This is a genomic window from Alteromonas sp. WD8-37 (assembly GCF_055326825.1).
Genome location: NZ_JBUZOV010000001.1, coordinates 990,931 through 1,015,753 on the forward strand (window position 1 = coordinate 990,931; position 24,823 = coordinate 1,015,753).

Consider the following 24,823-nt stretch of genomic DNA (forward strand, 5'->3'; position numbering starts at 1 on the left):
CGACCTGCGGGTCGTTTTTTTGTGCTTAATATTTGCCAGCCTGTTATCTTTTCACGGTCAAAAAGCAAACCTGCATCTGACTCAAATAAAAAAGGGTAAGCCTCAAACCGGCCTGCCCTTTTTTAACATAATGTCAGGCTCTTAAGCCGGACGGAACATCTCCTCGCCCATACTCATCAGGGTATCTGCACCGGCGGTGATGGCACTGGCGTGAGCACCTGCCCGCGGCAGTAAACGCCCAAAATAAAACCGGGCAGTAGCCACCTTACCTTCGTAAAAGGCTGTTTCTGATGCCCCTTCGGCCAACTTGGTCTGCGCCACACTGGCCATTTTCAACCAGTAATAGCCCAGCGCCACGTAGCCAGAGAACATCAAATAATCCACTGCCGCACTGCCCAGCTCATCAGGGTTTTGCAACGTTTGCTGGCCCACCTGCTGGGTCAGGGTTTGCCATTGCTGCAGGTAGGTCTGCAGCTGACCGGCCCAGTGCGCGGCTTCACCATCCAGTTTGGTCTGATCGCAGAACTTGCGGATCTCGTCCACATAGATTCCCAACAACTCGCCTTTGGTGCCCAAAATTTTGCGGCCCAGCAGGTCCAATGCCTGGATCCCGGTGGTCCCCTCATATAGCGCACTGATGCGGGTATCCCGCGCCAGCTGTTCCATGCCCCATTCCTGAATGTAACCGTGCCCGCCCAGTACCTGGATACCATGACTGGTGGATTCCTGCGCGGTTTCGGTCAAAAAGGCTTTTACGATAGGCGTGAGCAGCGCCAGACGCGACTGAGCCAGCTGGACCTGTTCCGGGCTGTCACTGTGCTGGGTAATATCAACCTGTTGCATACAGTCATAAGCCAGCGCCCGGCTGCCTTCGGCAAAGGCTTTTTGGGTTAACAACATGCGCCGCACATCCGGATGAACGATTATCGGGTCCGCCTGGCGTTCGCCGCTGCGCTGGGTAGGTGAACGAAACTGCGTGCGATCCTGGGCATAGCGCAGCGCGCCCTGAAAAGCGGCTTCTGAGGCCGCCAGCCCTTCCAGGCCAGTGCCAATGCGGGCAATGTTCATAAAAGTGAACATATGGTTGAGGCCGCGATTGGCTTCGCCCAGTAGATAACCGGTGGCCCCGTCAAAGTTAATCACACAGGTGGCACTGCCTTTGATGCCCATCTTGTGCTCAATACTGCCACAGCTGACCTGATTGCGTTCGCCTAGCTCCCCGGCTTTGGTTACATTGACTTTAGGCACAATAAACAGGGAAATGCCCTTGGTGCCGGCCGGTGCATCTGGCAGACGCGCCAGCACAATATGCACAATATTATCGGCAAAATCGTGTTCTCCGGCAGAGATAAAAATTTTGGTGCCGGTGAGTTTGTAGCTGCCATCATCAGCCGGCTCGGCTTTACAGCGTAACATGCCCAAATCAGAGCCGCAGTGCGCTTCGGTTAGACACATGGTGCCGCACCAGGTACCTTCCACCAGCGCCGGCAAGAAGCGCTGTTTTTGCGCATCAGTGCCGTGGGCCAGAATGGTCGAGATACAACCCTGCGATAAGCCCGGGTACATCGCCCAGGAATGATTAGCGCCGGAAAAATACTCAGCAATACTGGTGGCCAGCGAATAGGGTAAGCCCTGACCGCCCCACTGCTCCTGGTGCGCCATGCCCGGCCAGCCGCCAGCCACATATTGTTGATAGGCTTCTTTGAAACCTGGCGGAGTGGTCACCTCGCCATCCTGCCACTGGCAACCGTGCTGATCACCGGCCTGATTGATGGGCGCCAGTACATTGTCAGCAAACTTAGCTGCTTCGGCATGAATGGCACTGACCAGGTCCTGAGTGACCTCGCCTAAACCCAGCTGTTCATAGTGCGACTGAAAGTCGAACAGTTCATAGGCAACAAAGCGGGCATCGCGTTGGGGTGACTGATAATGTTCCATGGACAATCCTGTAGAAGATTTTTACAAAAAAATTACGTCTGACGATACTAAGAAAGCACAGCGAATCAGCCAAGTTGATTGGGTTAATAACCTACTATCACAAATTTGAATACATCAGCGGGATAGGCACGCTATGCTGAAGCCACATTGAACACTGTCGCTTGCGTTGCACCACTTTCAAAAATGCTACGTAACCAGTTGTTTATCTTATTTTTCAGCTAACTTTGCAGGGAGTTTGGGGTATGGACCAACTACTTAATTTTCAGGGCCAGGTAGCCATCATCACCGGCGCAGCAGACGGTTTTGGCCGCTTGCTGGCCGACGCACTGGCCTATCGCGGGTGCAAACTGGTGTTAACCGATATTAATGAAGAAAAGCTGGCCATCACTGTCAAAGATTTGCGGGAAGCTGGCGGCGATGTGGTGAGCATGGGCGGTGATATCGCTCTGGAAAGCACCAACAAAGCCCTGGTTGCGCTGGCACTGGAAAGCTATGGTCAGCTGGATATTGCGGTTAACAATGCCGGCGTAGCACACACCCCGGGGGCTTTACACACGCTGGATGAAAGTGTCATTGATCAGCAGTTGGCGGTCAATTTAAAAGGTGTGATGCTGGGCATGAAACACCAGGTACCGGCCATGTTAGCCAACGGCAAAGGGCATATTTTAAATGTCAGTTCAATGGCTGGCCTGGGCGGCGCGCCGAAAGCTGCTCCCTACGCTGCAGCGAAACATGCGGTGGTGGGCGTGACCAAAACAGCAGCGGTGGAATATGGCCGCAAAAATGTGCGGGTGAATGCTATCTGCCCGTTTTTCAGCCCGACCAATCTGCTCAATCTGGGCGGCTTTACCAGTGATGAAAGCCGTGCTCAGCTGGCCACTGGCAGCCCGATGAAACGCATGGCTGACCCGCAGGAAGTGGTCAATGCGATGGTGTTGCTGCTGTCACCCGGCAATTCATTTATGAATGGTCAGGCTATCGCCATTGATGGCGGCATGAGCAGCTGGTAATACATCTGACTGATTAATGATAAGAGCAGCCTGAACCTGCCTCAGCGTATCAGGCCTGATACTTCGGTATGGCTGTATACCTTTCGCCCGCCCGGCGAAACAGCTTTAATATACCCAAGTATCCTGGGAACGCGCGGCAGGCTGGCAACCCGTCACTGTTTTTCGCTGTTCTGCTCTTTTATCGCGTCCCCGCCGATACTTCGACCCGGCAAATGGAATGTTGCCAACCACAAACGACGATCGCGCAATCGCAACGTCAGGCAGCCCCGTCACTGGGGCTGTTCTCTTGTTATCGGTATTACACGTTTACACCGTTCGCTGTCAGGCTCAGGGCACCAACACCAACTTTCCCTGCACTTGCCGTTCGCTTAATCGTTGTAGTGCGGTGGCTGCTTCTGCCAGCGGCAGCGCGCTGTCCACAACCACCTTAACCTTGCCTTGCTGGTACCACTGCATCAGCTGCTGCATATTGCTGGCAAACACTTTAGGCTCTTTTTGCGTGAAGGTGCCCCAAAAGACCCCCACCACGGCGTAGCCTTTTACTAACGGCAGGTTGACGGGCAGTTTTGGAATTTCACCACTGGCAAAGCCGACAACCAGCAAACGGCCATTCCAGGCCATACTGCGGCTCAAGGTGGCAAAGGTATCGCCGCCCACACACTCATACACCACATCAGCGCCGCGCCCGTCGGTCAGTGCTTTAAGTGACTCTTTCAGATCTGCCTGGTGATAGTTGATGCCCTCATCCGCGCCGTGGGCTTTGGCTAGCGCCAGCTTTTCTTCGCTAGAGCACACCGCAATCACTCGCGCGCCCATGGCTTTACCGATTTGCACTGCAGCCAGGCCGGTGCCGCCGGCTGCACCGGTAACCACCAGGGTTTCGCCAGCCTGCAAATTGGCCCGCTGTAACAGGCCATGGTGCGCGGTGGCGTGAGCAGTAATGAGTGCCGCCGCTTCATTGTCGGGAATAAAATCCGGCAGTGGCATCACCTGGGCTGCCGGCACCACAACCTGCTCGGCGTAACCGCCCACCTGACAGACCGCCACCACTCGCTGGCCCGGTTTAAGATGTTCGACGCCCTCGCCGGTTTCCATCACCGTACCGGCTACTTCGCAGCCAGGAATAAATGGTGTTTCCGGCTGAATTTGATACAGCCCCTGCACCAGCAGTGCATCGGGAAAATTCACCCCGGCAGCATTCACAGCAATGCGCACCCCGCCACGAGTCAGCGCCGGTGCCTCTGTTTGGGTATACTGTAAATTCGATAATGGGCCAAATTCATTGCAGACCATGGCCTGCATCATGTTTATTTCGGTCATCGTTAATGTCCTTTTTTCACCACATCCAGCGCCATATTGGCCAACGGCTCAACCATGGTGCCGAGTGTTTTGGCTTGTTCACTGGAGGCATTGCCTGCTTCGGCCCGTTTGGCCACTCCTTGTAAAATTGCCGCCAGGCGGAAAAAGCTAAAGGCCAGATAAAACGGCCAGTGCTCAATGGCGTTTATATTACGCCGCGCACAGTAAGCTTCCACATATTCCTGTTCCGAAGGGATCCCCAAATCGGCCCGATCAACCCCGCCCAACCCAGGTGCCTGCGGCAGGTTGGCCGGCAGGCGTAGCTGCATACATTGATATGCCAGATCCGCAAAGGGATGACCCAGGGTAGACAGCTCCCAGTCCAGCACGGCCAAAATACGCGGACGCTCGGCGTGTTTGGAAAAAATCATATTGTCGAGGCGAAAATCACCGTGCACCAGTGCTACCTGGCCATCATCGGCGGGCAGATTTTGCGCCAGATAATCCATCAGGCTTTCCATGCCAGGCAGGTTTTGGGTCTGCGAGGCGCGGTATTGCGTGGTCCAACGCTCGACCTGGCGAGCAAAATAGTTACCCGGCTTGCCAAATTCCTCCAACCCGAGTGCGGCAGGATCCAAATTATGCAAATCAGCCAGCGTCTGGTTCATGGCATCATACATATGGGCGCGGGTATCGTTATCAGCCACCTCACTCAGTGCAGCCTGCCAGTAGATATTGCCCGGCACATATTCCATCACATAAAACATGCTACCAATAATGTCAGGGTCGCGGCACAGAGTCAGCACCTCGGGCACCGGAACTGGCGTGCAGGCCAGCGCCCGCATCACGGTAAATTCGCGGTCGACCGCATGGGCGGATTTAAGCAATTTACCGGGGGGCTGGCGGCGCAGCACAAACTGGCCACGCTTGGTGGTCAGCAAAAATGTGGGGTTAGATTGCCCGCCACTGAATTTTTCATACTGGCTGATGGTGCCGATGGTCTCTGCCAGATAGTTATTGAGTACCGCTAGATCCAGTTGATGTACACTCATCTTCAGCCCTCCTGCGCACGCTCGATCAGGCTTTTGCCTAGTTGCATCATATGCACCTGGTCTGGACCGTCGGCTAAGCGTACAGTACGGGCATAAGCGTACATGGCTGCCAGCGGCGTATCCTGGCTGGTGCCCTGGGCACCATGCATCTGAATGGCTTCGTCTATCACCCGGCAGGCCATGGCCGGCGCCACAATTTTAATCGCAGCAATCAAATCTTTGGCGACTTTATTGCCATAGCGATCCATCTGGTCGGCGGCTTTAAAGGTCAGTAAGCGCGCTTGCTCAATCTCACAGTGCATGCTGGCAATACTTTCACGCACAGACTGTTGCTTGGCTAACGGCTTTCCGAAAGCAACCCGCTGATTGACTCGACGGCAGGCCAAATCCAGTGCGCGCTGGGCACAGCCAATCAGGCGCATACAATGATGGATGCGGCCCGGCCCTAACCGGCCCTGGGCGATTTCAAAGCCACGGCCTTCGCCCAGAATAATATTGGCCGCCGGCACAGTGACATTATCAAACACAATTTCAGCATGGCCCACGGGCTCATCCAGGTAACCCATGGCGCCCATGGGTCGCACTATGGTCACTCCGGGCGTGTCCATAGGCACCAGGACTTGGGATTGCTGCTGATGACGCGGCGCATCCGGGTTGGTTTTGCCCATTACAATCATCACCTGGCAGTTTTTGTTCATGGCGCCACTGGTGTACCATTTTTTGCCATTGATCACATATTCATCGCCACGGCGCTCGATCCGGGTTTCGATGTTGGTGGCATCGCTGGAGGCCACATCCGGTTCGGTCATGGCAAAGGCGGAGCGAATCTGGCCTTCTAACAAAGGCTGCAGCCACCGCGCTTTGTGTTCTTCGCTGCCATATTTAGCCAGCACTTCCATGTTGCCGGTATCCGGCGCACTGCAATTAAATATTTCTGCCGAGAAAGGCACCCGGCCCATGATTTCGCACAGCGGCGCATATTCCAGATTGGTCAAGCCAGCCCCGTAAGGCTTGTATTCTTCGGGTAAAAATAAATTCCACAAGCCGGCCTCACGCGCTTTGTGTTTAAGCTGCTGCATGAGCTCCGGGGTCACCCAGGGATCGTCGGCCTGTTGCAGACTGTGATGGTAGTCGTGTTCGATGGGGTAAACATGCTCTTCCATAAATGCCGACAGCTTTTCTGCCAGCCCCTGGGTTTTGGTATTCGGTTCAAAATGCATACGGATTCCTGCGTTATGCGTAAGTAACAGATTCTGCGCGCGCGGTACTGCTAAGGTGCGGCAGGCAATTAAAGCTGTGCAGCGACCAGTGTTGATTACTGCAAAAAAATCGGGTGACGCTGGTATTTTGAATTTGCAGATTCAGCCGGATGATGGCAGCTGCATCCAGACCCAGCGCGTGGCCCATGGCCATGGCGATGACACCGCCCGAGGTCACTACCAACACTCGCTTATACGATTCGTTTAACTGAGCATGAATGGCATCGTGCACCCGCGTGGCAAAGCCCTGCCAGGTTTCAGCGCCCTGTGGCAGCGCCAGATCATTGTGCGACCAGCACTGCATGCTGTCGCGCAAAATGGTAAACCAGTCGCGGCGGGTAAGTTGGTCTTTGCGTTGTGCAGGATGCTGGTGCAGATAGGCATTAACCACCTGCATAAAATCAAACTCATTGAAGCGCGGATCCTGCTCAGCCGGCTGGCCGGGGGCGATCTGTGCCAGCGTATCGACCTGGCGCACCAGGCTGCCGGAGATCACGGCATCAAAACGTGCGCCACTTTGGGTAAAATGCTCGCCCAGCCAGCGCGCCTGCTGGCTGCCCAGTTCGCTTAGGGCGTCATAATTATCCTGCCCCAGTGAGGCCTGGCCGTGACGTATCAATATCAGTTCTGTCATGAAGAGGTCTGCTGGCAAATGTTGATTTTATGTTAGAAAACTCGCCCGCATAAGTTTAATTATTATTGTGAATGAGGTGTTATTCAGCCAGATGATAGAGTAAGGGGGAGTTGGCTTGCGGCGAGAGCCACTGCATTTAAGCGGTTTGTATTAAAACGCCGCAGCAAAACAGGCCACCACAGCCTGCCCTGGATGTAGCTGCAAATTGTGCAGAGCCTGAGATGAGATCTCTGCGTAAAGAGTTTGCCCACCCACGTTGAGGGTCACCAGGTGATGGTTGCCATCAGCATAGGGCATTGGCGCAATGGCCATTACTGTGGCATCTAGCGCATTTTCCAGGCTGGTGGGCAACCCTGGCTGGCTATGCAATATAACGGCGGCTGCCGGCACACTCAGGCGGCCCGAATCGCTTTCGCTACCCTGGCGGGTGAGCACGCGTTGCTTGCCCACGGTAAACGCCTTATACCCGGCCGGGGCGCCGTCAGTCGTGGGCCCGCTTAGCACACTCACCGTTTCGCCGGCTGCGTCAACGCTGTGGGTAAAATAATGATCCAGCACCTGCTGGGCGCTGCCTTGATGGGTGAGTTGGCCATTTTCCAGTAACAATACCTGCTGGCAACAATGTAGCAGGTCGCTCACATCATGGCTGACCATAAGGATCTTGAGCCCCGTATCGGCCAGCCCGGCCAGATAGTGCAGGATCTGCTGGCGGGTCGGTCCGTCTACAGCACTTAAGGGTTCATCCAGTAACAACAACCGGGGCTGGTTCATCAGCGCCCGGGCCAGCGCCACCCGCTGTGCTTCACCGCCGGACAACTCGGTAGGATGGCGGTCAATAAGGTGCGCACAGTGACAGCCTGCGGTAATCGCGTCTGTCTCCAGCCAGGCGGGCCCGGCATAGCGCCGCGCCAGGGCCAGATTTTGCGCCACTGTTAAATGCGGGAACAGCAGATTGTCCTGAAACACCAGCCCCACCGGCCCATGTTCTGTCACTGGCCGGTGCAAGGTGGCGCCGGCTTCCAACCCGGCCAGCGCGCGCAACAGCGAGCTTTTGCCAGCGCCGGACGGGCCGGTCACGCCGCAAAACGCCTGCTGCAATTGCGTATCGATGTGCAGGGTAAATTGCGGCGGGCGGGCAAAGGTTAGCGAAAGGTCCACTGCCGCCCCCCGCCACGGTTAAACCGGTACAACAAGCACAATAAGGCAAAGGCTGCCACTACCAGGCCCAACGCTAGCTGATGAGCGCGGGCAAAATTGCCCTGCTCCACTTCATCATACAAGGCGATGGACACCACCTGAGTCACCCCGGGAATATTGCCGCCAATCATCAGCACCACCCCGAACTCGCCCAGAGTGTGGGCAAAACTCAAGCCGAAAGCGATAAAAAAGTAGCCCTGGCACAGCGGCAAAATCACATGCCGGACCCGCGCCAGGCGGCCCATGCCTAACACCTGGCCAGCTTCCAGATAGCGCGGGTCGAGCTGGGTAAACCCGGTATACAGCGGTTGAACTGCAAATGGCAGTGAGTAAATTACCGATCCCACCACCAGACCGGCAAAGGAAAACGCCAGCGGTCCGCCGGTCAAGCTTAGCCAGGCCTGGCCTAACAGGCTGTCTGGCGCAAATGCCAGTAACAGATAAAAGCCCAGCACGGTTGGCGGCAGTACTAACGGCAAGGCAATGATGGCCAGCACGCCTTGTCTTATCGGGTGTTGCCAGTGGGCCAGCCACCACGCCAGTGGCGTAGCTACTACCAGTAGAATCAGGCTGCTGACCAGCGCCAGTTGCAGGGTCAGCCAGACCGCATCAAGATTAGCCATCAGCAGCGCATGCTCCGCTTGCCGCGCCGGGTTGATAGCCCCACTTTGGTAATTGCTGTTGAACAGCTGCGGATAACAGCCAGCAGCTAAACTGGCGCGCCCGGGTGGGCTGCGGGGCTTGTTTGGGAATGATGAGCTGCTGCCGGACCGGCCGGTACCAGCTAGCGGGCAATGGCATGGTGGCATGGGGGCTATCCAGTACCAACGATGCCGCCACCAGCGCACTGTCCACCAGCCCGGTCTGCAGATAGCGATAGGCCTGCAGCACATTGGTGGCGCGCACCAGGCGCGGCTGCATGGTTTCCCACAGGCCCAGCCTGGTCAGCACCTGGCGGGCAGCCTGGCCGTAAGGCGCCAGCGTCGGGTTGGCAATGGCGAGCCGCTGGCTACTGTTGCTCAGCTGCTTCACAAGCAGAGCTTGAAGATCAGGATTTGTAGTCGATATCCCCGCTGGCAGCTGCCGGCTCACCCATACCAATTGCCCCACCGCATAAGTGGCGCGGCTACCCGGTATGATGCGCTGTTCACCGGCCAGCCGCTGCGGGCGGGCGGTATCAGCAGCCAGAAACACATCGAAAGGGGCGTGCTGTTGCAGCTGGGCAAATAAGGTGCCGGTGGAAGCCACCGTGATAACCACCGGAATGCCGGTTTGCTGTTCAAATTGCGGGAGCAATGCCTTTAGTGGCGCAGCAAAATTGGCTGCCACCGCGATACGCAGTGGCTCAGTCGCGTAGGCCGGGTTGCCAACACCCGCCAGCAGCAACAGCATTAGCCCTGCCAGCAGGCGTGTTGCGTCCCACCCTGCATATTTTTTCATGCCGACTTATCGTCGTCGGTGGCTGTGCCCAGCCAGCGCTGCGCTGCGGCACGGTCACTGGCTTTGGCTGCCACCCAGTGCGCCTGGCCATCCTGAAATTCTTTTTTCCATAAAGGTACAGCCTGTTTGAGCGTGTCCATGATATAGGACGCGGCATCAAAGGCTGCCTGACGATGCGCTGCAGCGCAGCCCACCCAAACAATAGGCTCAGCATTATGTAGCCGGCCAACCCGGTGCACAATGCCTGCGCTGGTCAGCTTGAAAGTGCTGCTGGCCTGGTTTGCCAGCGTGTGCATAACCTGTTCGGTCATACCCGGGTAATGCTCCAGTTCCAGCCCGTCGATGGGCCCTTGGGTATTATAATCACGCACCAGGCCGGTAAAAGTGACGATGGCACCAGGGCACTGAGCACAGTCGTCGCGCAGCTGATCGTACAAGGTTTGCTGGCAAAACAGCTCATGCTGCACAGTTACAAACATATCAGCCCCCGGTCACCGGTGGGAACAGCGCCAGTTCATCACCGTCACGCAATGGCTGCTTTGCATCGGCCAGAGTTTGGTTTACCGCAATCAGTACTTCCCCGGCCAGCGCCTGCTGCCAAGCCTCTGAACGGGCTCGCAGCTGGGCCAGCGCCTCGGCCACAGTGGTGATGCCGGTTGCCGGCAAGGCCAGCTGATCGGTGCCACACAGTTCACGGATTTGAGCAAAACATTTAACAGTGATCATACCGGCGCCTGCCAATGGCCGGACTTGCCGCCCTGTTTATCCAGCACCCGGATATCGCTCATGCGCATGGCCGGGTCGACCGCTTTACACATATCAAATAAAGTCAGTAGCGCGACATTGACCCCGGTAAGGGCTTCCATTTCCACTCCGGTAGTGCCGGCCAGCTTGCACAGGCAGGTCACCTCGATCCGCTGCTGATCGGGTTGAATGGCAAAATCGACACTGACTTTTGACAGCGCCAGTGGATGACACAATGGGATCAGCTCGGCGCAGCGTTTGGCGCCCTGGATCCCGGCTACCCGGGCCACCGCCAGCACATCGCCTTTGCCTAATGTGGCATCGGCCAGGCCATCAAACACCGCCTGGTTGGCATATAAATAGCCCTGGGCCAGCGCCTGGCGTGCGGTCACCGGTTTATCGGTCACATCCACCATGTTGGCTTCACCGCGGGTGTTGAGATGGCTAAAGGGCTGACTCATATTGCCCCCTGCAGATGACTGACAAAGTTACATGGTTTAAAGTGGGCGTCTAACTGACTGGCGATGATCTGCTCCCAGCCTGTGCGACAGGCACCGGTGGAACCAGGCAAACAAAAAATCACCGTATGATTGGCAAAGCCGGCCAGCGCCCGGGATTGAATAGTGGCGGTGCCAATTTCGGCATAACTGAGCTGACGAAACAGCTCGCCAAAGCCGTCCACCTGTTTATCAAACAAAACAGATAAGGCTTCCGGGGTGGAATCGCGCCCGGTAAAGCCGGTGCCGCCTGTAGTGATCACCGCCTGAATATCGGGCCGGGCGATCCAGGCTGACACCAGAGCACGTTGCTGATAAATATCGTCTTTGACCAGCGCCCGGTCGGCCACAGTATGGCCGGCGTCGGTCGCGGCGGCCACCAGATAATCACCAGATTTGTCGGTCTCCAGACTGCGGGTATCAGAAATGGTCAGCACCGCAATGTTCAGTCCGGTGGTTGGCTGTGACATAGTACTCCTACAAGATAAAATTGCCTGACAGGCGTTCATGTATGCTAGGATTCAGGCTCGATCAGCTCGCGGTTACGCCTGCTATCACGCGCCTGTTTGCAACACAATTTCAGTAAGTTATCACTATGCCAGATTCCATCAGCCATGCCCAGTTAATGCGCTTTAATCGCCAGATTGTTCTGCCCCAGGTGGACATTGACGGCCAGGAAGCGCTGCTGGCCGCCAGCGTATTGGTTATCGGTTGTGGCGGTTTGGGCTGCAATGCCTTACAGCAGCTGGCTGCGGCTGGTGTGGGCCGGCTCACCCTGGTGGATGATGATACCGTGAGCGCACATAATCTGCCGCGGCAGATCTTATTCAGCGATGCCGATGTGGGCGCGCGTAAAGTGGATGCCGCGCAGCAGGCGCTGGCACGGCTAGCGCCCCACTGTGAGATCACCAAAGTGGCGCAGCGGTTGGCAGAAGATGATTTGATTCGCGCGGTAGGCAAGCACGATCTGGTACTGGATTGCACCGACTCATTGGCCAGCCGGCTGCAGCTGAATCATGCCTGTGCCCGCGCCGGCGTGCCACTGGTCAGTGGCGCTGCCATCCGCTTCGAAGGCCAGCTGTTTGTCACCGACTACAGTGCCGGGCAGCCCTGTTACAGCTGTGTCAGCCAGCTGTTTGCCGAGCCAGCCCAAAGCTGTACTGAAACCGGGATCTTCGGCCCGGTGGTTGCCACCATCGGCGTTCAGCAAGCCCAGCTGGCCATGCAATGCCTGATTGGCTTTGGCCGACTGCCACTGGGTACACTCATGTTATACGACGGGCTGAGCGCACAGTGGCAACACTTTACTGTGCCTCGCCATCCTTCTTGTTCTGTTTGCCAGCCAGATTAATTATGACAACCTCAATTACAAAACATCATATCGTGGTGGCGCAAAATGCCTCCGGCCGCAACATGCAGGTTCCGGTGTACCGGATGAGCAGCGGCCTGCCCGGCCCCACCGTGTATATTCAAAGCTCTATTCATGGCGCTGAAGTGCAGGGCAATGTGGTGATTTACCAGCTTATCCAACAACTGCGTGAGCACACCGTGGCCGGTGAAATCATTTTAGTGCCCAACTGCAACCCGGTGGGCACCAATATTAAAGCTGGTGAGTACACCTTAGGTCGCTTTGACCCGGTCAACGGCACCAACTGGAACCGGGGCTATTTTTATAATGAAGCACGAGTACGCGAGTTCGCCGCGCAAGTGACATCCTCAGCTCCGGCAGAAATCAAGCCGCAGTTTAAAGCCTTTTGGCGCCAGGCCATTGAAGACAAGCTGGCCAGCCCGTGGGGCTTAGGCCTGGCCCAGCAGCTGAATTTAAAACTTCAGCGCCTGGCGGTGGAGGCCGACATTGTGCTGGATTTGCACAATGGCCCGGTGTCTACCCGGCATATTTATATTCCTGAATATGCACGCGAAGTCGCACCCTGGTTTAATATTCCCCACTGTATTTTTATTCCTAATGTGTTTGCCGGCGCGCTGGACGAGGCCACCTTTTGCCCCTGGTGGACGCTGCAGGACTGCCTGAGCGAGCGGTTTGGCCAGCAAGTTCACTTAGGTGTAGAAGCAATGACGCTAGAAATGGGTAGCCAGGAAGTGATCGACTTTGATGAAGGGCGCACCGATGCCAACAGCATTTTGAGCTATCTGGGCCAGCGCGGCGTGCTGCCGGCGTGTCCGCATCAGCCACAAGCTATGACCCGTTATGGTGTTGCACTTAGCGATTACAAAACCCTGTTTACGGATTTTGGTGGCATGGTGGAGTATCTGGCCAAACCGGGCACGGCCGTGTCGGCCGGAGAGCCGTTGGCCAGGGTGTTAAATATCGATGAACTGGATAATGCGCGCGCCACCTTTACGGTGGACGCGCCGTGCGATCTCATCCCTATCCTGCACTTTCCGTCAGCGTCGGTGTTAAGCGGCACCCAACTGTATAAGGTGTTTACCCGCTACACCCGCCTGACCTGAGCAGGCTTAAATTGGCGAACCCGGCGGTAGCGCCGGCACCTCAAATGCGCCCGGCCAGTTGCCGGTTTGCCAGTAGGTTAACAGCTGTTGATGTAAAACCGGCGCCGCCGCCAATTCGCTTTCATCCGCCAGCCAGCGGGTGAATTTCATCACCACCGCCTGCATGTCGGCACGCACCTCCGGGGCCAGTTGGTCATCTTTTAGGGTGCGCATGACCGCATTTAACGCCACCATGGCCAGGCGTTGATTGAGCCCGTAATCTGCAGTGTTGGCATACCAGTGGGTTTCAAACAGACGAGTGACCACGGCATCCACCCCGGGGATGCCGCGCTGCTGGCTAGCTTGCCAGGCCAAACGATTTAAACGCTGCGGCGAAAGCAATAATTCCAGGCTGTAATTGGCAGCAGAGGCTGCTGCGGTGACCGGGTCCAGCGGCGTACCCATACGACTGGCAAAGTCTTCGCGGCTGATGTCCTGACCAAAGGCGGTGGGCGTCAGCAGGCTAAGCACCTTATCAGGCATGCGTAAAAAGGCCGGAGAAGTGGAAGCAATCAATTGTTTGATAGCCGATTTTTGCTGCTGGGCAGGCACCATACTCACCCCTTTGGGGCTGTCGTGGTCGCCTTTTAATTCATAGCTATAATGCACGCCGCCCACTTGCTTGGCCACCGCCTGCAGCTGATAGCGGTGCAGCAGATACACCGGCACCAGATACGATTCCAGCGCTGACAACGCCTCACCTTCGCGCAGGGTATTCTGGCCTAAGTTATCCAGTGCCCTGCTGCGCAGTCCGACAATCTGCTCATAAGCGGCCAGCGGATCGCCACCATTGTCCCACATGTGGCCATCGGCAGATGCCGAGGCCGGATTGCGGGTATCAAAATCGGTTTTAAATGCCAGCCCAGCCTGCCGGGCCTGTTCAATCTGTGCCGCCAGGCCATTTTGCATCGACGCCTCATCGGCATAATCCTGATAACCATAAGCAATGGCGTGCTTGTCCCACGCGCCCATGCCACTGTCATACGCCTGACTTAAATCCACCTGGCCATTTTTAAACCGGATCAGCGGATGGGGATAGTCCATTACCGAAGCACGGCTGTTTTCGCTGGCGGCAAAGTTATGCGCCAGGCCCAGGGTATGGCCAATCTCGTGGGCCGATAATTGCGCTATGCGAGCCAGCGCCATATCCTGCTGGCGTGAGGTGTCTGGGTTTTCACTGTCAAACGGGCTGGTTAGGCCCAGCGCAATCAGATAATCCTGGCGCACCCGCAGCGAGCCCAGGGTGACATGGCCTTTGATAATTTCACCGGTGCGCGGATCCACCACCGAGCTGCCGTAAGACCAGCCGCGGGTAGCCCGGTGCACCCACTGAATGACATTATAGCGAGCATCCATGGGGTCGGCATCGGCGGGTAAGGTCTTAACCACAAACGCATTGTCATAGCCGATGGCGTCAAACGCCTGGTTCCACCAGCGCGCGCCTTCAGTTAATGCCCCGGCAATTTGTTCCGGCACGCCCGGATCCAGATAATACACAATGGGCTCGACCGGCTCGCTGCGCTCGGCTTCAGGATCTTTTTTGTGTAAGCGATGGCGCGTGATATAGCGCTGCTCCAGGGGGGCATCAATGGCGGCTGAATAATCAAAATGGCTGGTTTTCCAGTAGCCGGAGTACGGGTGAAACGGCCGTGGCTGATAGCCATCATCCGGCAAGCGCACAAACGAATGATGCAAATGCACGGTTAAACTGGTGGGTTCGGGCGCCACCTGGCGCACATACTGGCCGGGTTTGGACCCGGCATAGGTAACCACTGCTTCCAGCTCGGTATTATCGGCAAAGGCTTTGGTGCGCGCCGGATACACCGCGCTGCGCTTCGGGTCCACCGCATAACTGCCTTGCTGCTGGCTGTCCAGGCGCGGGCCCACCTGGTGAATGTCACTTAATAAAAACGGCGTGTAGTCGATGAGTACCTGGTCGTCAGTGCGCGCCACAATCTTAAAGCCGGCCAGCACCGAATCGGCAAAGGCTTCATCCACACTCTGGCGCTCTGCGGCGTTGCTGGCACTCGCGCGATAAGCGGTATTGAGCTGCTTTAATAATACCTTGTTGCCGTAGCGTTCAAACTGCACCAGGCGAGTGTCGCCCAGCTGGCCGCGGTCCAGGCCGATGTCATTGGAGCCTAAGCCATGGGGCATGGCTGAATGAAACAGCATGGGCTGATTAAAGCTTTTGACCGACACATACAGCTTGCCACTGGCTTCATCATAATAAAACGGCACAAAGCCCTGCTGCACCTGCATGGATTCGGTGTATTTGCTGATGGCCGGAATTTCATCAGCCATGGCGGGTAGCGGCATGGCCAGCGTAGCCACGCAGGTCGCTACAGCAGCCAGTTTAAACAAAGGGTTACGCAGCATAGTCATCCTTTTCCTTATTATGTTTTAGAGGGCAATCAGGCATTTATCTACCCTAGCCCATCCGTGGCGCGCGTGTCTATCTTTTCGCCTTTCAGGCTTAGCAGCCTAGAGCATCCTGCTGCGCGCTCAACTGGGCCGCCAAGCCCGAATGACGCTGCTGACGGGTGGCCACCACCTGTTCAAAACGGCGGCTGCCGGAAACCACCAGGCAGCCTTGCTTGGCCCGGGTCAGGCCGGTGTACAATAACTCGCGGGTACATAGCTGGGCCATCTGCGAGCTGCTGGGTTCGGGCAACGGCAGGATGACCCGGGCAAATTCTGAGCCTTGGGATTTATGCACAGTCATGGCAAACACCGTCTCTACTGCCGGTAGCCGGCTTAAACTGACTTTTTTGAGCCCCTGCGGGGTCTCAAACCAGGCTCTAAGATGCTGGTTTTCATCGGGCCAGATGATGCCCACATCGCCGTTAAACAATTGCTGGGCATAGTTGTTTTGCACCACCATCACCGGCCGGCCGCGATAATGGCGACCCGGCGTGACCGTGATCCCCAAGGCCTGTTCGATGGCCCGGTTTAGCTGCACCACGCCCAGCGGCCCCTGGCGCACCGGCGTCAGCCAACGCCAGTGCTGCAGGCACGCTAATGCTTCGGCAGCAGAGCCTGCTGAGCGCACCGGGCCAAAACACCAGCGCGCCAGTGCGGACAGATCATCATTAAACGGCTCGACTGCCAGTTGGGCCACGCCCTGTAACTGGGTCACGGTGCTGGCCAACAGCGGTTGCAGGGTATACATGTGACTTTGCGCTGCAGCCGTATCACCCGCCTGAATCGCCTGGGCCACCTTGCCCAGATCACCGCCAAAGCGGCGGCTGACCTGCAGGGTTTGAATATCATCGCGGGCCTCATCACTTTGCGGCAGCGCCGGTAAATGCGGGCAAAGTGTTTCAAGATGCCGGGCCAGCGCCGGGCTCACCTGGCCCGGGCTGGCCCCGCTCATCAAAGCCTCAAGCACATTACCCGACTCCACTGCTGGTAGTTGGTCGGCATCGCCCACCAAAATCAGGCTGGCATGGGCAGGCAATGCTCGCAGCAAACGGGCCATCAGCGCCATATCGATCATCGAGGCTTCATCCACGATAAGCACATCACAATGTAAGGGCTGCTGCGCATTCATTTTTGCCTGTATCCCTAACCGGCTGATTTTAAGCAGCCGGTGCAAGGTGATGGCATCGGTAGGTACCGCATCAAGCAAGCTATCACTGACGGTGCCACGCAGCGACTGCAAGGTGGCCGCCACCGACTCATTCATGCGTTGGGCAGCTTTACCGGTGGGTGCCGCCAGCTGAATGGTCAGCTGCTGTTGGTGCGCGCACTGCAGTGCCAGCAATAAACGGGTAACTGTATAGGTCTTGCCGGTACCAGGGCCACCATTGATAATACAAAAGCGTTGTTGCAGCGCACTGGCGGTGGCCAGTTGCTGCCAGTCCGGCTGGCTGGCCGGCTTCGTGTCAAACAGTGCCGGCCAGAGCGCATTAAGCGCGGCATACTGGCTATCGCTTAGCACTTCTGCCTGCTGACGCCGGGCAATTCCCTTGGCAATATCCTGCTCAAATTGCCAGTAACGGCGGGTATACAAGCGTTGCCCGTCCCAGAACAACGCCTGATGGTGAGCACAGTGCGCGATGGCCTGGCCGATGGTGTCGGCTAAACTATCGGCGGAATCAAATTGAAAGCCGGGCAATTGCTGTTCGGTATCGGCAAACCAGGTGGTACCGGCGAGCAGCGCTGGCTGTAGACAAGTGTGGCCCTGGCGCTGCAATACTGACAATGCCACCAGCAGCATAAACCAACGCGGCTGCTGCGCATGGTCGGCTGGCAAAGCAAACTGGCTGGCAAAATAGCCGTCGATCATTTCTACCCCGGCCAGCTCATAAAACGCAGGCGAGCATTTCATCTGATTCATGCTGCGCTCCCGCCGGGGCCAAAGATGGCACTGAGTTGGTTGAGGCTCGCAGCGTCCGGGCGGGTAAAAAAGATCCCTTCGTGTTCCTGATTGTCCGGGTGCATACCGCGCAAATACAGATAATACACGCCACCAAAATGCTGTTTGGGATCATAGCCGGGCAACTGATGTTGCAAATAACGATGCAGGGCGGCGGCATAGATCAGATACTGCAAGTCGTATAAGTGGGCCTGGTTGTTATGCCGCAACCTCGCCGGGGCGTACTGACTCATGCGATTACCCAGATGGGTGGATTTGTAGTCGGCCACATAGTAGCGCCCCTCATGGCAAAAAATCAGGTCGATAAAGCCGTGCATCATCCCTTCTAACTGGCTGGCATCAAAGCGCGGCAGCAGCGTATCGGCATGTTGGGCCTGACGGTGCTCAATCAAAAACCGGTTTAGCGCCGGCAAGCTGACCTGTTCCAGCGGAAAGTAAAATTCTGCTTCGCGTAAGGTGGCGCTTAATGGTAAATCCGCCAGGCACAGCCCACTGGGATCCAGCGGTGCCTGCAAGATGTCATCCAGCCAGGCAAAAACAGCCTGCTGGTCCGCCTCGTCGCTCACGCCAAACAAGGTCAGGCGCTGGCTGGCATGCTGCTCCCAGTCCGGCTGGCTAAAATCGGTATGTTCTAAAATATCGTGCAGCAGGTTACCGGCGCTGGCCCCTTTTTCAAACGCAAAACGGGTGGCCAGGGTCGCCTGGGGATCCGTCGCGATCAGCGGTTCGTCCACGCTTTCCTGTTCGCGGCGGGTTTGGTTGACCACCTGCTGGCGCCGGGCCAGTGCCGAAAAGGAATATAACCGCCAGGCTTCAGTCACATCGCCATCAAAGGTATCCAGGCGCAGCGGCGCGCTAGCCTGGCGGGCTGGCGCCGCCAGCTGCACCGGCTGACTGGCCGCCACATCCAGCCAGCCGGTGTGGCCCTGGCCGGTTTGGCTTATCCGCTCGATGGCTTCAGCCCAGTCGTGGCTTTCACCCAGCCCCAGGGCTTTGGCCAGCGGGCTGTGCTGATGCTCATCAAACGGGGCCACGCCCAAATAACAGCGATGAGCAGCGCGGGTGACCGCCACATACAGCAGACGCATGGCCTCTGCATCGCCTTCTTCGCGCACCCGTTGTTGCACCGACTGGACCTGGCCGAGTTGCAGCGCCAGGCCGCCCTGGTCGGCATTATAATAGCGATAAAATGCCGGGACGGTGTTGCCCTGTTTTAACGGGTTGCGATAGTCACTGGCAAAGGGCACAAATACTACCGGGTATTCCAGGCCCTTGGAGCCATGCTGAGTCACCAGCTGAATAAGGTGAGCATCACTTTCCAGGCGCTGTACCTGCTCGGCCGCCAGCGCCGGCTCGCTGATCTGGCGATGCAACCAAATCAGCAGCTGATCCGGGTGGGCCTGATGAGCAGCCTCGCGCTCCAGCACTTCGGCCAGATGCAGATAATTGGTCAGTTTGCGCTCCATCTGCTCATCACTGGCGGCAAATGAGGCTTCCAGTAAATGCAAAATCAGGGTCATGCAGCCGCGCTGCAGCCACATGGTGCGAAGTAACACCACCCGCTCCATCAGTGCATCCCACAGGGCATCGTCGTTGTGGTACAGCAGGTCCACTAACGTCTGATGAGATAAACCAAACAATGCACTGCTTAGCGCCGCAGTCAGCCGGGCTGGTTCCTGATAATGCCAGATGCCATCTAACACCCGGTACAGATCCTGGGCTTCATGAGCACTGAACAGGTTGTCGCGGTTGCTTAAAAACACCGAGGCCAGATTGGCTTTACGCAGGGCCGCCTGCACGATACGTGCTTCGTTGCCGCTGCGCACCAGGATCGCAATATCCTGGGGTGCCAGGGCTCGCTCCCCGAGCTGCGCCTGATCCAACAAACGCACAATTTCAGCCGCCACCCAGCTGGCCAGCTGTTGCTGCAGCTGATGCTTGGCCGGGCTCTGATTGCTGTCATCAACCTGCACAATGGCGTAGGTCAGAGCCGCGCGATCATCGGCCGGGTCGCTTAGCGGATGGTTATTGGCCTTGGCACTGTCGGCGGCGTTGACCGGCTCGTAGCCGATATTAAAGCCGAACACCTCGGCGGGCGGGCCATCAAGGGGTGCTCCGTAAAACAAGCGATTGTAGCCACTGACCATGTCCGCTACCGATCGGTAGTTGGTATCCATTACCCAACGATACGCCGCCTGCTTACCCGCTTGCAGATAGGTAAAGATATCGCCGCCGCGAAAGCCGTAAATTGCCTGTTTGGGATCGCCGATCATTAACAGCAAATGGTTGTCGCTATCGGCCGGATACATGTTGGCCAGGATTTGATACTGGTTAGCATCGGTATCCTGAAACTCATCCACCAGAGCGGCCGGAAATTTTTCGCGCAGGGCCTTGGCCAACGGCGTGTCTGGCGACTCGGTACGCTGCGCCAGCATGGCAATCAGATCGTCAAAATCCACAATGCCCTGCTGCGCTTTTTGCCGCGCCACATGGTTACGGATGAAGGCAAAACAACTGGCTACTACTGCCAGCGCCGGCGCCTGCTCTAGCTGCTGGTCACGCTGTTTGTCCAGCGTTTGGCAGGCTGCTTTGACCGCGCTGATGAGATCTTTTAGCGGGGCCAGGCCGGCTTTTAGTTCAGGCGCACTGCGCAGACGGTTGCCATGGATTAATTTGCCTACAGATTCGGGCGGAGCGACCAGCTTGCCCTGCTCTACCCAGGTGAGCGTATCGGCCCATTGCTCCTCGCGCAGCGCGCTATCTTTGCCCTTGTACACCAGGTGCTGTTCAATCTCAGCACGTTGCACCTGTAACCCGGCCAGCACTTCGGCAAATGTATCGGTTAATTGCTCAGCCTGACTGGCCAATCCGTTGCTGTATTCCTGCTCGATGTGTGTCTGATTGATCACCTGCGGGGTCAGCGGGCTGCGGATGGCACTTTCAAAGGTGCCCAGCAAGCGTTCCGGAGTGTGCCAACCACAGGTCATCAGATGGCCGTAGGCAGTGGCGTCGCGCGCCTGGTTGCGGATCCAGTCGCGCGCTGCTTGCAGATACAGTTCGCGGGTATCGGTGCTCAGGCTCAACTGCATGGCCGCACCGCCGGCAAAGGCCAGTTCGCCCAGCACCCGGTTACAAAAGCCATGAATGGTATACACCGAGGCATCATCCATTTCCAGCAGTGCCGCCTGCAACAATTGTTCGGCTTCCAGCCCGGGATGCAACGCATATAAGCGGGCAAAAATAGGGTCAGCGTCTGGGGCCTGGCCCAATCTCTGTTGTTGCCAGTAAGTCAGCGCCTCGGTCAGTGTTTGCGCAATGCGCCCGCGAATTTCTTCGGTGGCCGCGTTGGTAAAGGTCATCACCAGAATTTGCTGGACGCTAAGCTGTTGTTCCAGCAACAAGCGCAGATACAGGCGGGTGATATTAAACGTTTTGCCGGTGCCGGCGCTGGCCTCGATAAGGTGGCGCCCGTGTAATGGCAGGGTCACCACATCAAGTGGCTGAAATGCTGTGCTGTCCTGCTGACTCATACTTTTTTCTCTTTATAATCGCTGACCAGCGGCTGGTACACATCGGCCAGCGTGGCCACGGGCACCGCCTCCAGGCTCAACCCGTGCGGGTAAAACCAGCGGGCATAGCTATCCTGGCCTAGACCAGGCGCTGCCGGGCTGCCTTCCCATAATTTTTGCCATTCGCTTTGTGCCTCGGTGCCATCCAGCCAGTCGGCCAGGTCGTTCTCTCCGACTTTTTTCAGCAGGCTGACGATGGCGCTGACAAAACAGGGTAGCGGCTGGGCGTTGAGCTGGCGAAATACCGCCAGGCATTGTTGCAGCCGGGCGTCGGCCTGTTCGGCCGATACCGCCGGTAACATGGCCTTGCGCAGGGCCGGCTGGCCTTTGGTCCAGGTGATAAAAAACGCTTCCAGCGGTAAGGCGTGGCCAAGTGCGTTAAATACCAGCAAGGTCAGATATTGCTGCAATTTGCGTTTATCTGACTGACCGCCGGTATGCCACACCGCCAATGCCTTGGGCCCGATACTGGCCTGAGCACGAATACAGACCTGCCCGCTATGCCATTGTTCGGTTTGCGCCGCTGCGGCGGGTAACACCGCGGCTAGTTCTGCACTGATGGTTTGCCAGCGGGTCAGTGCTTCATCAGTTAACGGGGTCGCCGGCAATTGCCCGCTCAGCTTTGAGGCGGCGATCAGCGGCGCAGGATCCTGCTGCTCCAGCTGGCTCTCGGTAAGTTGTGCCAGTACCTGATAACGGGTCAGCGGATCGCTGTCAAACGGCTCTGCATCTTTGAGTGCTGGAGCCGCAGTATCCAGGTACAGCCCCAGTTGCTGGTTGGCAAAATAGCGAATGGGTTCGGCCATGCTGCGGGCCAGTACATCACAGGACAACTGCTCCGGCTGATTGGGCGCCGCCAGCGGCTCGATACTCGCCTCACGGGCTTCTTCGCGGGCTACAATGGCCTTGGCCAACCGGTGCCAGCCCTGTTCAAAGCCGGGCCGTGCGGATTGAAAGCGCGACACACTGAACGGGTGCAGAGCCAGCGTTTGGTGGAAGCTGGGGTCAAACTGATAGCCGTGGTGAAGAAGCCGTAGCAATTCACTGAGCACCAGGCTGGGCTGGCGTTCGCTGTTATCCTGGGCACTGTTGGCCTGGTAACTCAAATACAAATGCTGACGCGCCGAAATGATGCCTTCCAAAAACAGATAGCGATCTTCTAAGCGCCGTGAACGATCGCCCTGGCGATGGCTGCCGGCGGCCATCAAATCGATACTGATGGGCGTGGACTGGCGCGGAAATTCGCCGTCATTGAGGCCCAGCACACAAACCACCTTAAACGGAATACTGCGCATGGGTAGCATCGAGCAAAAAGTCACCTGGCCGGTTAAAAAATGGTTGCCGGCATCCGGTGATGAAAACCGGCGCACCAGCACATCACGCACCTGACGTAAGGTCAACTCACTGGCATAGCCCGCCTCAAGACAATGCGCAGCCAGGTCGGCGGTGGCCCGGCCGATGCTCTCCCAACTGTCCTGATGTTCTGGCTGCGGAGCAAAACATTCATCGCGCATGTCAGTTAAAAATGTGTGCCACTGGCCGGCGGTGCGCGGTTGTTGCAGTTCAGCAGCATAATGCTGCAATTGCTCGATCAGTAAAATCAGCTTGCCCAGCGCCACACTTTGCTGGCCTTCCACATCCGGTACGCTGAGTAACTCCTCCATGACCGTTGCCTCATCGGGCATGGCCATGCCTACCAACAGGCGGGTCAGGCCCCAATGCCAGCTGAACATGTCGCTGTCGTCGGCGCCCTGGGTGATAGCCTTTTTGTGCGCGCGGTTTACGCCCCAGTGCACATGGGCCTGCTCTAACCAGTATTGCATGGTGTGCAGCTCTTCAGGATCGATACCAAATTTGTTGCGCAAGGCATCCAGACGCAGGTAGTCCATGATTTTAGTGACTTCGAAACGGCTGTCAGGCAGGCTGAGCATGCTGATAAAGGCGGCAATCAGCGGGTCGGCATCCAGTGGTGAGCGATCCGCGATGGAGCAGACAATCCGCGGCGGGGTCTGTTGCGGCGGTGCCGGGGTTCCCACGCGATGAAATACCGCATCAATCAGCGGCGCATATTCTTCGATGGCCGGGCACATGACCACGATGTCAGACGGCTTTAGCTCAGGATCCTGTTGCATCAGGTACAACAGATTATCGTGCAGACCCTGCACTTCGCGTAGCGCACTGTGGGCCTTGACTACCATCACACTGTCATCGCCCGGCTGATAAGTGTAGTCGCCGTCAGGTGAGACACCGTGCAAAATATCCTGCTGGATCTGCTGCAGCAAACCTATGGCGCTGTCGGACTGCGCGGGCGGCTCTGTTTCAAAGGCGCTGACTTCAAAGGTGTCCAGCTCGGTGAGTAGATTAAACAGATCCCGGCCCTGCTGGCCCAGATTGCCCAACAGTGGGTTATCCTGCTCATTATCACGCCACTGCTCAATGCCCTGCTGACGCAATAATCTGGCGCGCTGGCGGTCACTTTTACTTTCGCCCCAGTAGCTCACCGACGGGTTCAGGTGAAATACATGGATATCGGTATGTAATGCCAGCGCATCAAAAAACTGCACCAGTTGCGGGGCCATGGTGTTGATGGCAAACACAATCACCCGGGCAGGCAAGGCCACCGCCTGACCATCGTGCAGGGCCTGCACCGCCTGCTGATGCAACCGGGCCGGATGCAATGGCGCATCTTTGACCAGTGCCCGCCAGATAGCAGCCTGCCAGCGCTCATCGTCATTGTCGGCAAAACTGAGCTCGCCGGCTTCCCAGGCAAATAACCATTGTGGCCGGTACAATAAATACTGCTCAAATACATCGGCCAGCGCAGTGGCAAATTGCAGGCGCTGCACGCCCTGCTCGGCCGCGGTGGGCAGATGTTGCCAGTAGCGGCATACTGGCTGGGCTTCAGGCAACGCACAAAAATCTTCGTGCTGTAAAATATGATCGATGCGCCACACCAACACTTCGCGCCGGTAGGCCGACTGGCGCGGAACTTTGTCTTCGCCCAGAATCAGGCGGGCGATATCCCACATAAAGCGTACCGGCAGCGGAAATGCCAGGTTCATGGCCACCCCTTGTTGCCGGGCCAGCTCCATGTTGAGCCAGTGCTGCATGCCCGGGCTTTCCACCAGAATGGTTTCCGGTTGTAACACCGGGCCGGGTTGTTGTTTTAACAAAGCAGCCAGCAGGTAGCTAAGATGTTCAAGCTTGTTTGAGGGGTACAGGGCAAGCAAAGGCGCAATCTTTTTTTATTAGCGATGAGCCAGAATTTAGCGTAAATAGAGGCGGTTGGGCA

The 24,823-nt window shown here is 57.1% G+C and carries 19 protein-coding genes; 3 read left to right on the plus strand and 16 right to left on the minus strand.

Going from position 1 to position 24,823, the window contains the following annotated elements:
* Positions 1-141: 141 nt before the first annotated feature.
* Entirely contained in the window at positions 142-1,938 is a 1,797-nt protein-coding gene (locus tag ACTUJZ_RS04410; RefSeq protein ID WP_463635037.1) for an acyl-CoA dehydrogenase C-terminal domain-containing protein, read from the minus strand.
* 242 nt (positions 1,939-2,180) lie between these two features.
* Here ACTUJZ_RS04410 and ACTUJZ_RS04415 point away from each other — a divergent pair, with 242 nt between their 5' ends.
* Entirely contained in the window at positions 2,181-2,948 is a 768-nt protein-coding gene (locus ACTUJZ_RS04415) for an SDR family NAD(P)-dependent oxidoreductase (protein WP_463635038.1), read from the plus strand.
* 327 nt (positions 2,949-3,275) lie between these two features.
* Here ACTUJZ_RS04415 and ACTUJZ_RS04420 read toward each other — a convergent pair whose 3' ends face one another.
* The 11 genes from ACTUJZ_RS04420 to moaB form a co-directional block, all read right to left on the minus strand.
* Complete coding sequence (locus tag ACTUJZ_RS04420) at positions 3,276-4,250, minus strand: NADPH:quinone oxidoreductase family protein (RefSeq protein WP_463635246.1); 975 nt, start codon at positions 4,248-4,250, stop codon at positions 3,276-3,278.
* A 20-nt stretch (positions 4,251-4,270) separates the two neighbouring features.
* The gene (locus tag ACTUJZ_RS04425) at positions 4,271-5,299 is read right to left on the minus strand and encodes a phosphotransferase family protein (RefSeq protein ID WP_463635039.1); all 1,029 of its coding nucleotides are present in this window, start codon (positions 5,297-5,299) and stop codon (positions 4,271-4,273) included.
* Positions 5,300-5,301: 2 nt separating this feature from the next.
* Positions 5,302-6,519: an acyl-CoA dehydrogenase family protein gene (locus ACTUJZ_RS04430; RefSeq protein WP_463635040.1), complete on the minus strand. Its 1,218-nt coding sequence runs from the start codon at positions 6,517-6,519 to the stop codon at positions 5,302-5,304.
* Between the two features lie 13 nt (positions 6,520-6,532).
* Positions 6,533-7,192, minus strand: coding sequence for a histidine phosphatase family protein (locus ACTUJZ_RS04435; protein WP_463635041.1), 660 nt, complete (start codon positions 7,190-7,192; stop codon positions 6,533-6,535).
* 150 nt (positions 7,193-7,342) lie between these two features.
* Complete coding sequence (locus ACTUJZ_RS04440) at positions 7,343-8,350, minus strand: ATP-binding cassette domain-containing protein (protein ID WP_463635042.1); 1,008 nt, start codon at positions 8,348-8,350, stop codon at positions 7,343-7,345.
* Positions 8,335-9,012: a molybdate ABC transporter permease subunit gene (gene modB / locus ACTUJZ_RS04445; RefSeq protein WP_463635043.1), complete on the minus strand. Its 678-nt coding sequence runs from the start codon at positions 9,010-9,012 to the stop codon at positions 8,335-8,337. Before modB ends, ACTUJZ_RS04440 begins: the two co-directional genes overlap by 16 nt.
* Complete coding sequence (modA, locus tag ACTUJZ_RS04450; protein WP_463635044.1) at positions 9,005-9,829, minus strand: molybdate ABC transporter substrate-binding protein; 825 nt, start codon at positions 9,827-9,829, stop codon at positions 9,005-9,007. The genes modB and modA overlap by 8 nt, the downstream gene beginning before the upstream one ends.
* Positions 9,826-10,308 carry a molybdenum cofactor biosynthesis protein MoaE gene (locus tag ACTUJZ_RS04455; protein WP_463635045.1) on the minus strand — a complete coding sequence of 161 codons (483 nt, stop codon included), beginning with the start codon at positions 10,306-10,308 and terminating at the stop codon, positions 9,826-9,828. Before ACTUJZ_RS04455 ends, modA begins: the two co-directional genes overlap by 4 nt.
* 1 nt (position 10,309) lies before the next feature.
* Positions 10,310-10,555 carry a MoaD/ThiS family protein gene (locus tag ACTUJZ_RS04460; RefSeq protein ID WP_463635046.1) on the minus strand — a complete coding sequence of 82 codons (246 nt, stop codon included), beginning with the start codon at positions 10,553-10,555 and terminating at the stop codon, positions 10,310-10,312.
* Positions 10,552-11,034: a cyclic pyranopterin monophosphate synthase MoaC gene (gene moaC, locus ACTUJZ_RS04465; protein ID WP_463635047.1), complete on the minus strand. Its 483-nt coding sequence runs from the start codon at positions 11,032-11,034 to the stop codon at positions 10,552-10,554. Before moaC ends, ACTUJZ_RS04460 begins: the two co-directional genes overlap by 4 nt.
* Positions 11,031-11,540 (minus strand): molybdenum cofactor biosynthesis protein B, encoded by a 510-nt coding sequence (gene moaB / locus ACTUJZ_RS04470; protein ID WP_463635048.1) that lies wholly within the window; start codon positions 11,538-11,540, stop codon positions 11,031-11,033. The genes moaC and moaB overlap by 4 nt, the downstream gene beginning before the upstream one ends.
* A 125-nt stretch (positions 11,541-11,665) precedes the next feature.
* Between moaB and moeB the strand changes: the two genes are divergently transcribed.
* Together moeB and ACTUJZ_RS04480 are read left to right on the plus strand one after the other, a co-directional pair.
* The gene (gene moeB, locus ACTUJZ_RS04475) at positions 11,666-12,421 is read left to right on the plus strand and encodes a molybdopterin-synthase adenylyltransferase MoeB (protein WP_463635049.1); all 756 of its coding nucleotides are present in this window, start codon (positions 11,666-11,668) and stop codon (positions 12,419-12,421) included.
* Between the two features lie 2 nt (positions 12,422-12,423).
* Positions 12,424-13,542, plus strand: coding sequence for a M14 family metallopeptidase (locus ACTUJZ_RS04480; RefSeq protein WP_463635050.1), 1,119 nt, complete (start codon positions 12,424-12,426; stop codon positions 13,540-13,542).
* A gap of 6 nt (positions 13,543-13,548) precedes the next feature.
* Here ACTUJZ_RS04480 and ACTUJZ_RS04485 read toward each other — a convergent pair whose 3' ends face one another.
* From ACTUJZ_RS04485 to recC, 4 genes are all read right to left on the minus strand, one after another.
* Entirely contained in the window at positions 13,549-15,960 is a 2,412-nt protein-coding gene (locus tag ACTUJZ_RS04485; protein WP_463635051.1) for a zinc-dependent metalloprotease, read from the minus strand.
* A gap of 97 nt (positions 15,961-16,057) precedes the next feature.
* The gene (gene recD / locus ACTUJZ_RS04490) at positions 16,058-17,923 is read right to left on the minus strand and encodes an exodeoxyribonuclease V subunit alpha (RefSeq protein WP_463635052.1); all 1,866 of its coding nucleotides are present in this window, start codon (positions 17,921-17,923) and stop codon (positions 16,058-16,060) included.
* Entirely contained in the window at positions 17,920-21,492 is a 3,573-nt protein-coding gene (recB, locus tag ACTUJZ_RS04495; protein ID WP_463635053.1) for an exodeoxyribonuclease V subunit beta, read from the minus strand. The genes recD and recB overlap by 4 nt, the downstream gene beginning before the upstream one ends.
* A complete protein-coding gene (gene recC / locus ACTUJZ_RS04500) occupies positions 21,489-24,761 on the minus strand; it encodes an exodeoxyribonuclease V subunit gamma (protein ID WP_463635054.1) in 3,273 nt (1,090 codons plus the stop codon). Before recC ends, recB begins: the two co-directional genes overlap by 4 nt.
* Between the last annotated feature and the right edge of the window lie 62 nt (positions 24,762-24,823).

Excerpts from the sequence above, each read along its gene's own strand:
- ACTUJZ_RS04410 (WP_463635037.1), bottom strand. The coding sequence starts at position 1,938 with ATGGAACATTATCAGTCACCCCAACGCGATGCCCGCTTTGTTGCCTAT.
- ACTUJZ_RS04415 (WP_463635038.1), top strand. The coding sequence starts at position 2,181 with ATGGACCAACTACTTAATTTTCAGGGCCAGGTAGCCATCATCACCGGC.
- ACTUJZ_RS04420 (WP_463635246.1), bottom strand. The coding sequence starts at position 4,250 with ATGCAGGCCATGGTCTGCAATGAATTTGGCCCATTATCGAATTTACAG.
- ACTUJZ_RS04425 (WP_463635039.1), bottom strand. The coding sequence starts at position 5,299 with ATGAGTGTACATCAACTGGATCTAGCGGTACTCAATAACTATCTGGCA.
- ACTUJZ_RS04430 (WP_463635040.1), bottom strand. The coding sequence starts at position 6,519 with ATGCATTTTGAACCGAATACCAAAACCCAGGGGCTGGCAGAAAAGCTG.
- ACTUJZ_RS04435 (WP_463635041.1), bottom strand. The coding sequence starts at position 7,192 with ATGACAGAACTGATATTGATACGTCACGGCCAGGCCTCACTGGGGCAG.
- modB (WP_463635043.1), bottom strand. The coding sequence starts at position 9,012 with ATGGCTAATCTTGATGCGGTCTGGCTGACCCTGCAACTGGCGCTGGTC.
- modA (WP_463635044.1), bottom strand. The coding sequence starts at position 9,829 with ATGAAAAAATATGCAGGGTGGGACGCAACACGCCTGCTGGCAGGGCTA.
- ACTUJZ_RS04455 (WP_463635045.1), bottom strand. The coding sequence starts at position 10,308 with ATGTTTGTAACTGTGCAGCATGAGCTGTTTTGCCAGCAAACCTTGTAC.
- ACTUJZ_RS04460 (WP_463635046.1), bottom strand. The coding sequence starts at position 10,555 with ATGATCACTGTTAAATGTTTTGCTCAAATCCGTGAACTGTGTGGCACC.
- moaC (WP_463635047.1), bottom strand. The coding sequence starts at position 11,034 with ATGAGTCAGCCCTTTAGCCATCTCAACACCCGCGGTGAAGCCAACATG.
- moaB (WP_463635048.1), bottom strand. The coding sequence starts at position 11,540 with ATGTCACAGCCAACCACCGGACTGAACATTGCGGTGCTGACCATTTCT.
- moeB (WP_463635049.1), top strand. The coding sequence starts at position 11,666 with ATGCCAGATTCCATCAGCCATGCCCAGTTAATGCGCTTTAATCGCCAG.
- ACTUJZ_RS04480 (WP_463635050.1), top strand. The coding sequence starts at position 12,424 with ATGACAACCTCAATTACAAAACATCATATCGTGGTGGCGCAAAATGCC.
- ACTUJZ_RS04485 (WP_463635051.1), bottom strand. The coding sequence starts at position 15,960 with ATGCTGCGTAACCCTTTGTTTAAACTGGCTGCTGTAGCGACCTGCGTG.
- recD (WP_463635052.1), bottom strand. The coding sequence starts at position 17,923 with ATGAATCAGATGAAATGCTCGCCTGCGTTTTATGAGCTGGCCGGGGTA.
- recB (WP_463635053.1), bottom strand. The coding sequence starts at position 21,492 with ATGAGTCAGCAGGACAGCACAGCATTTCAGCCACTTGATGTGGTGACC.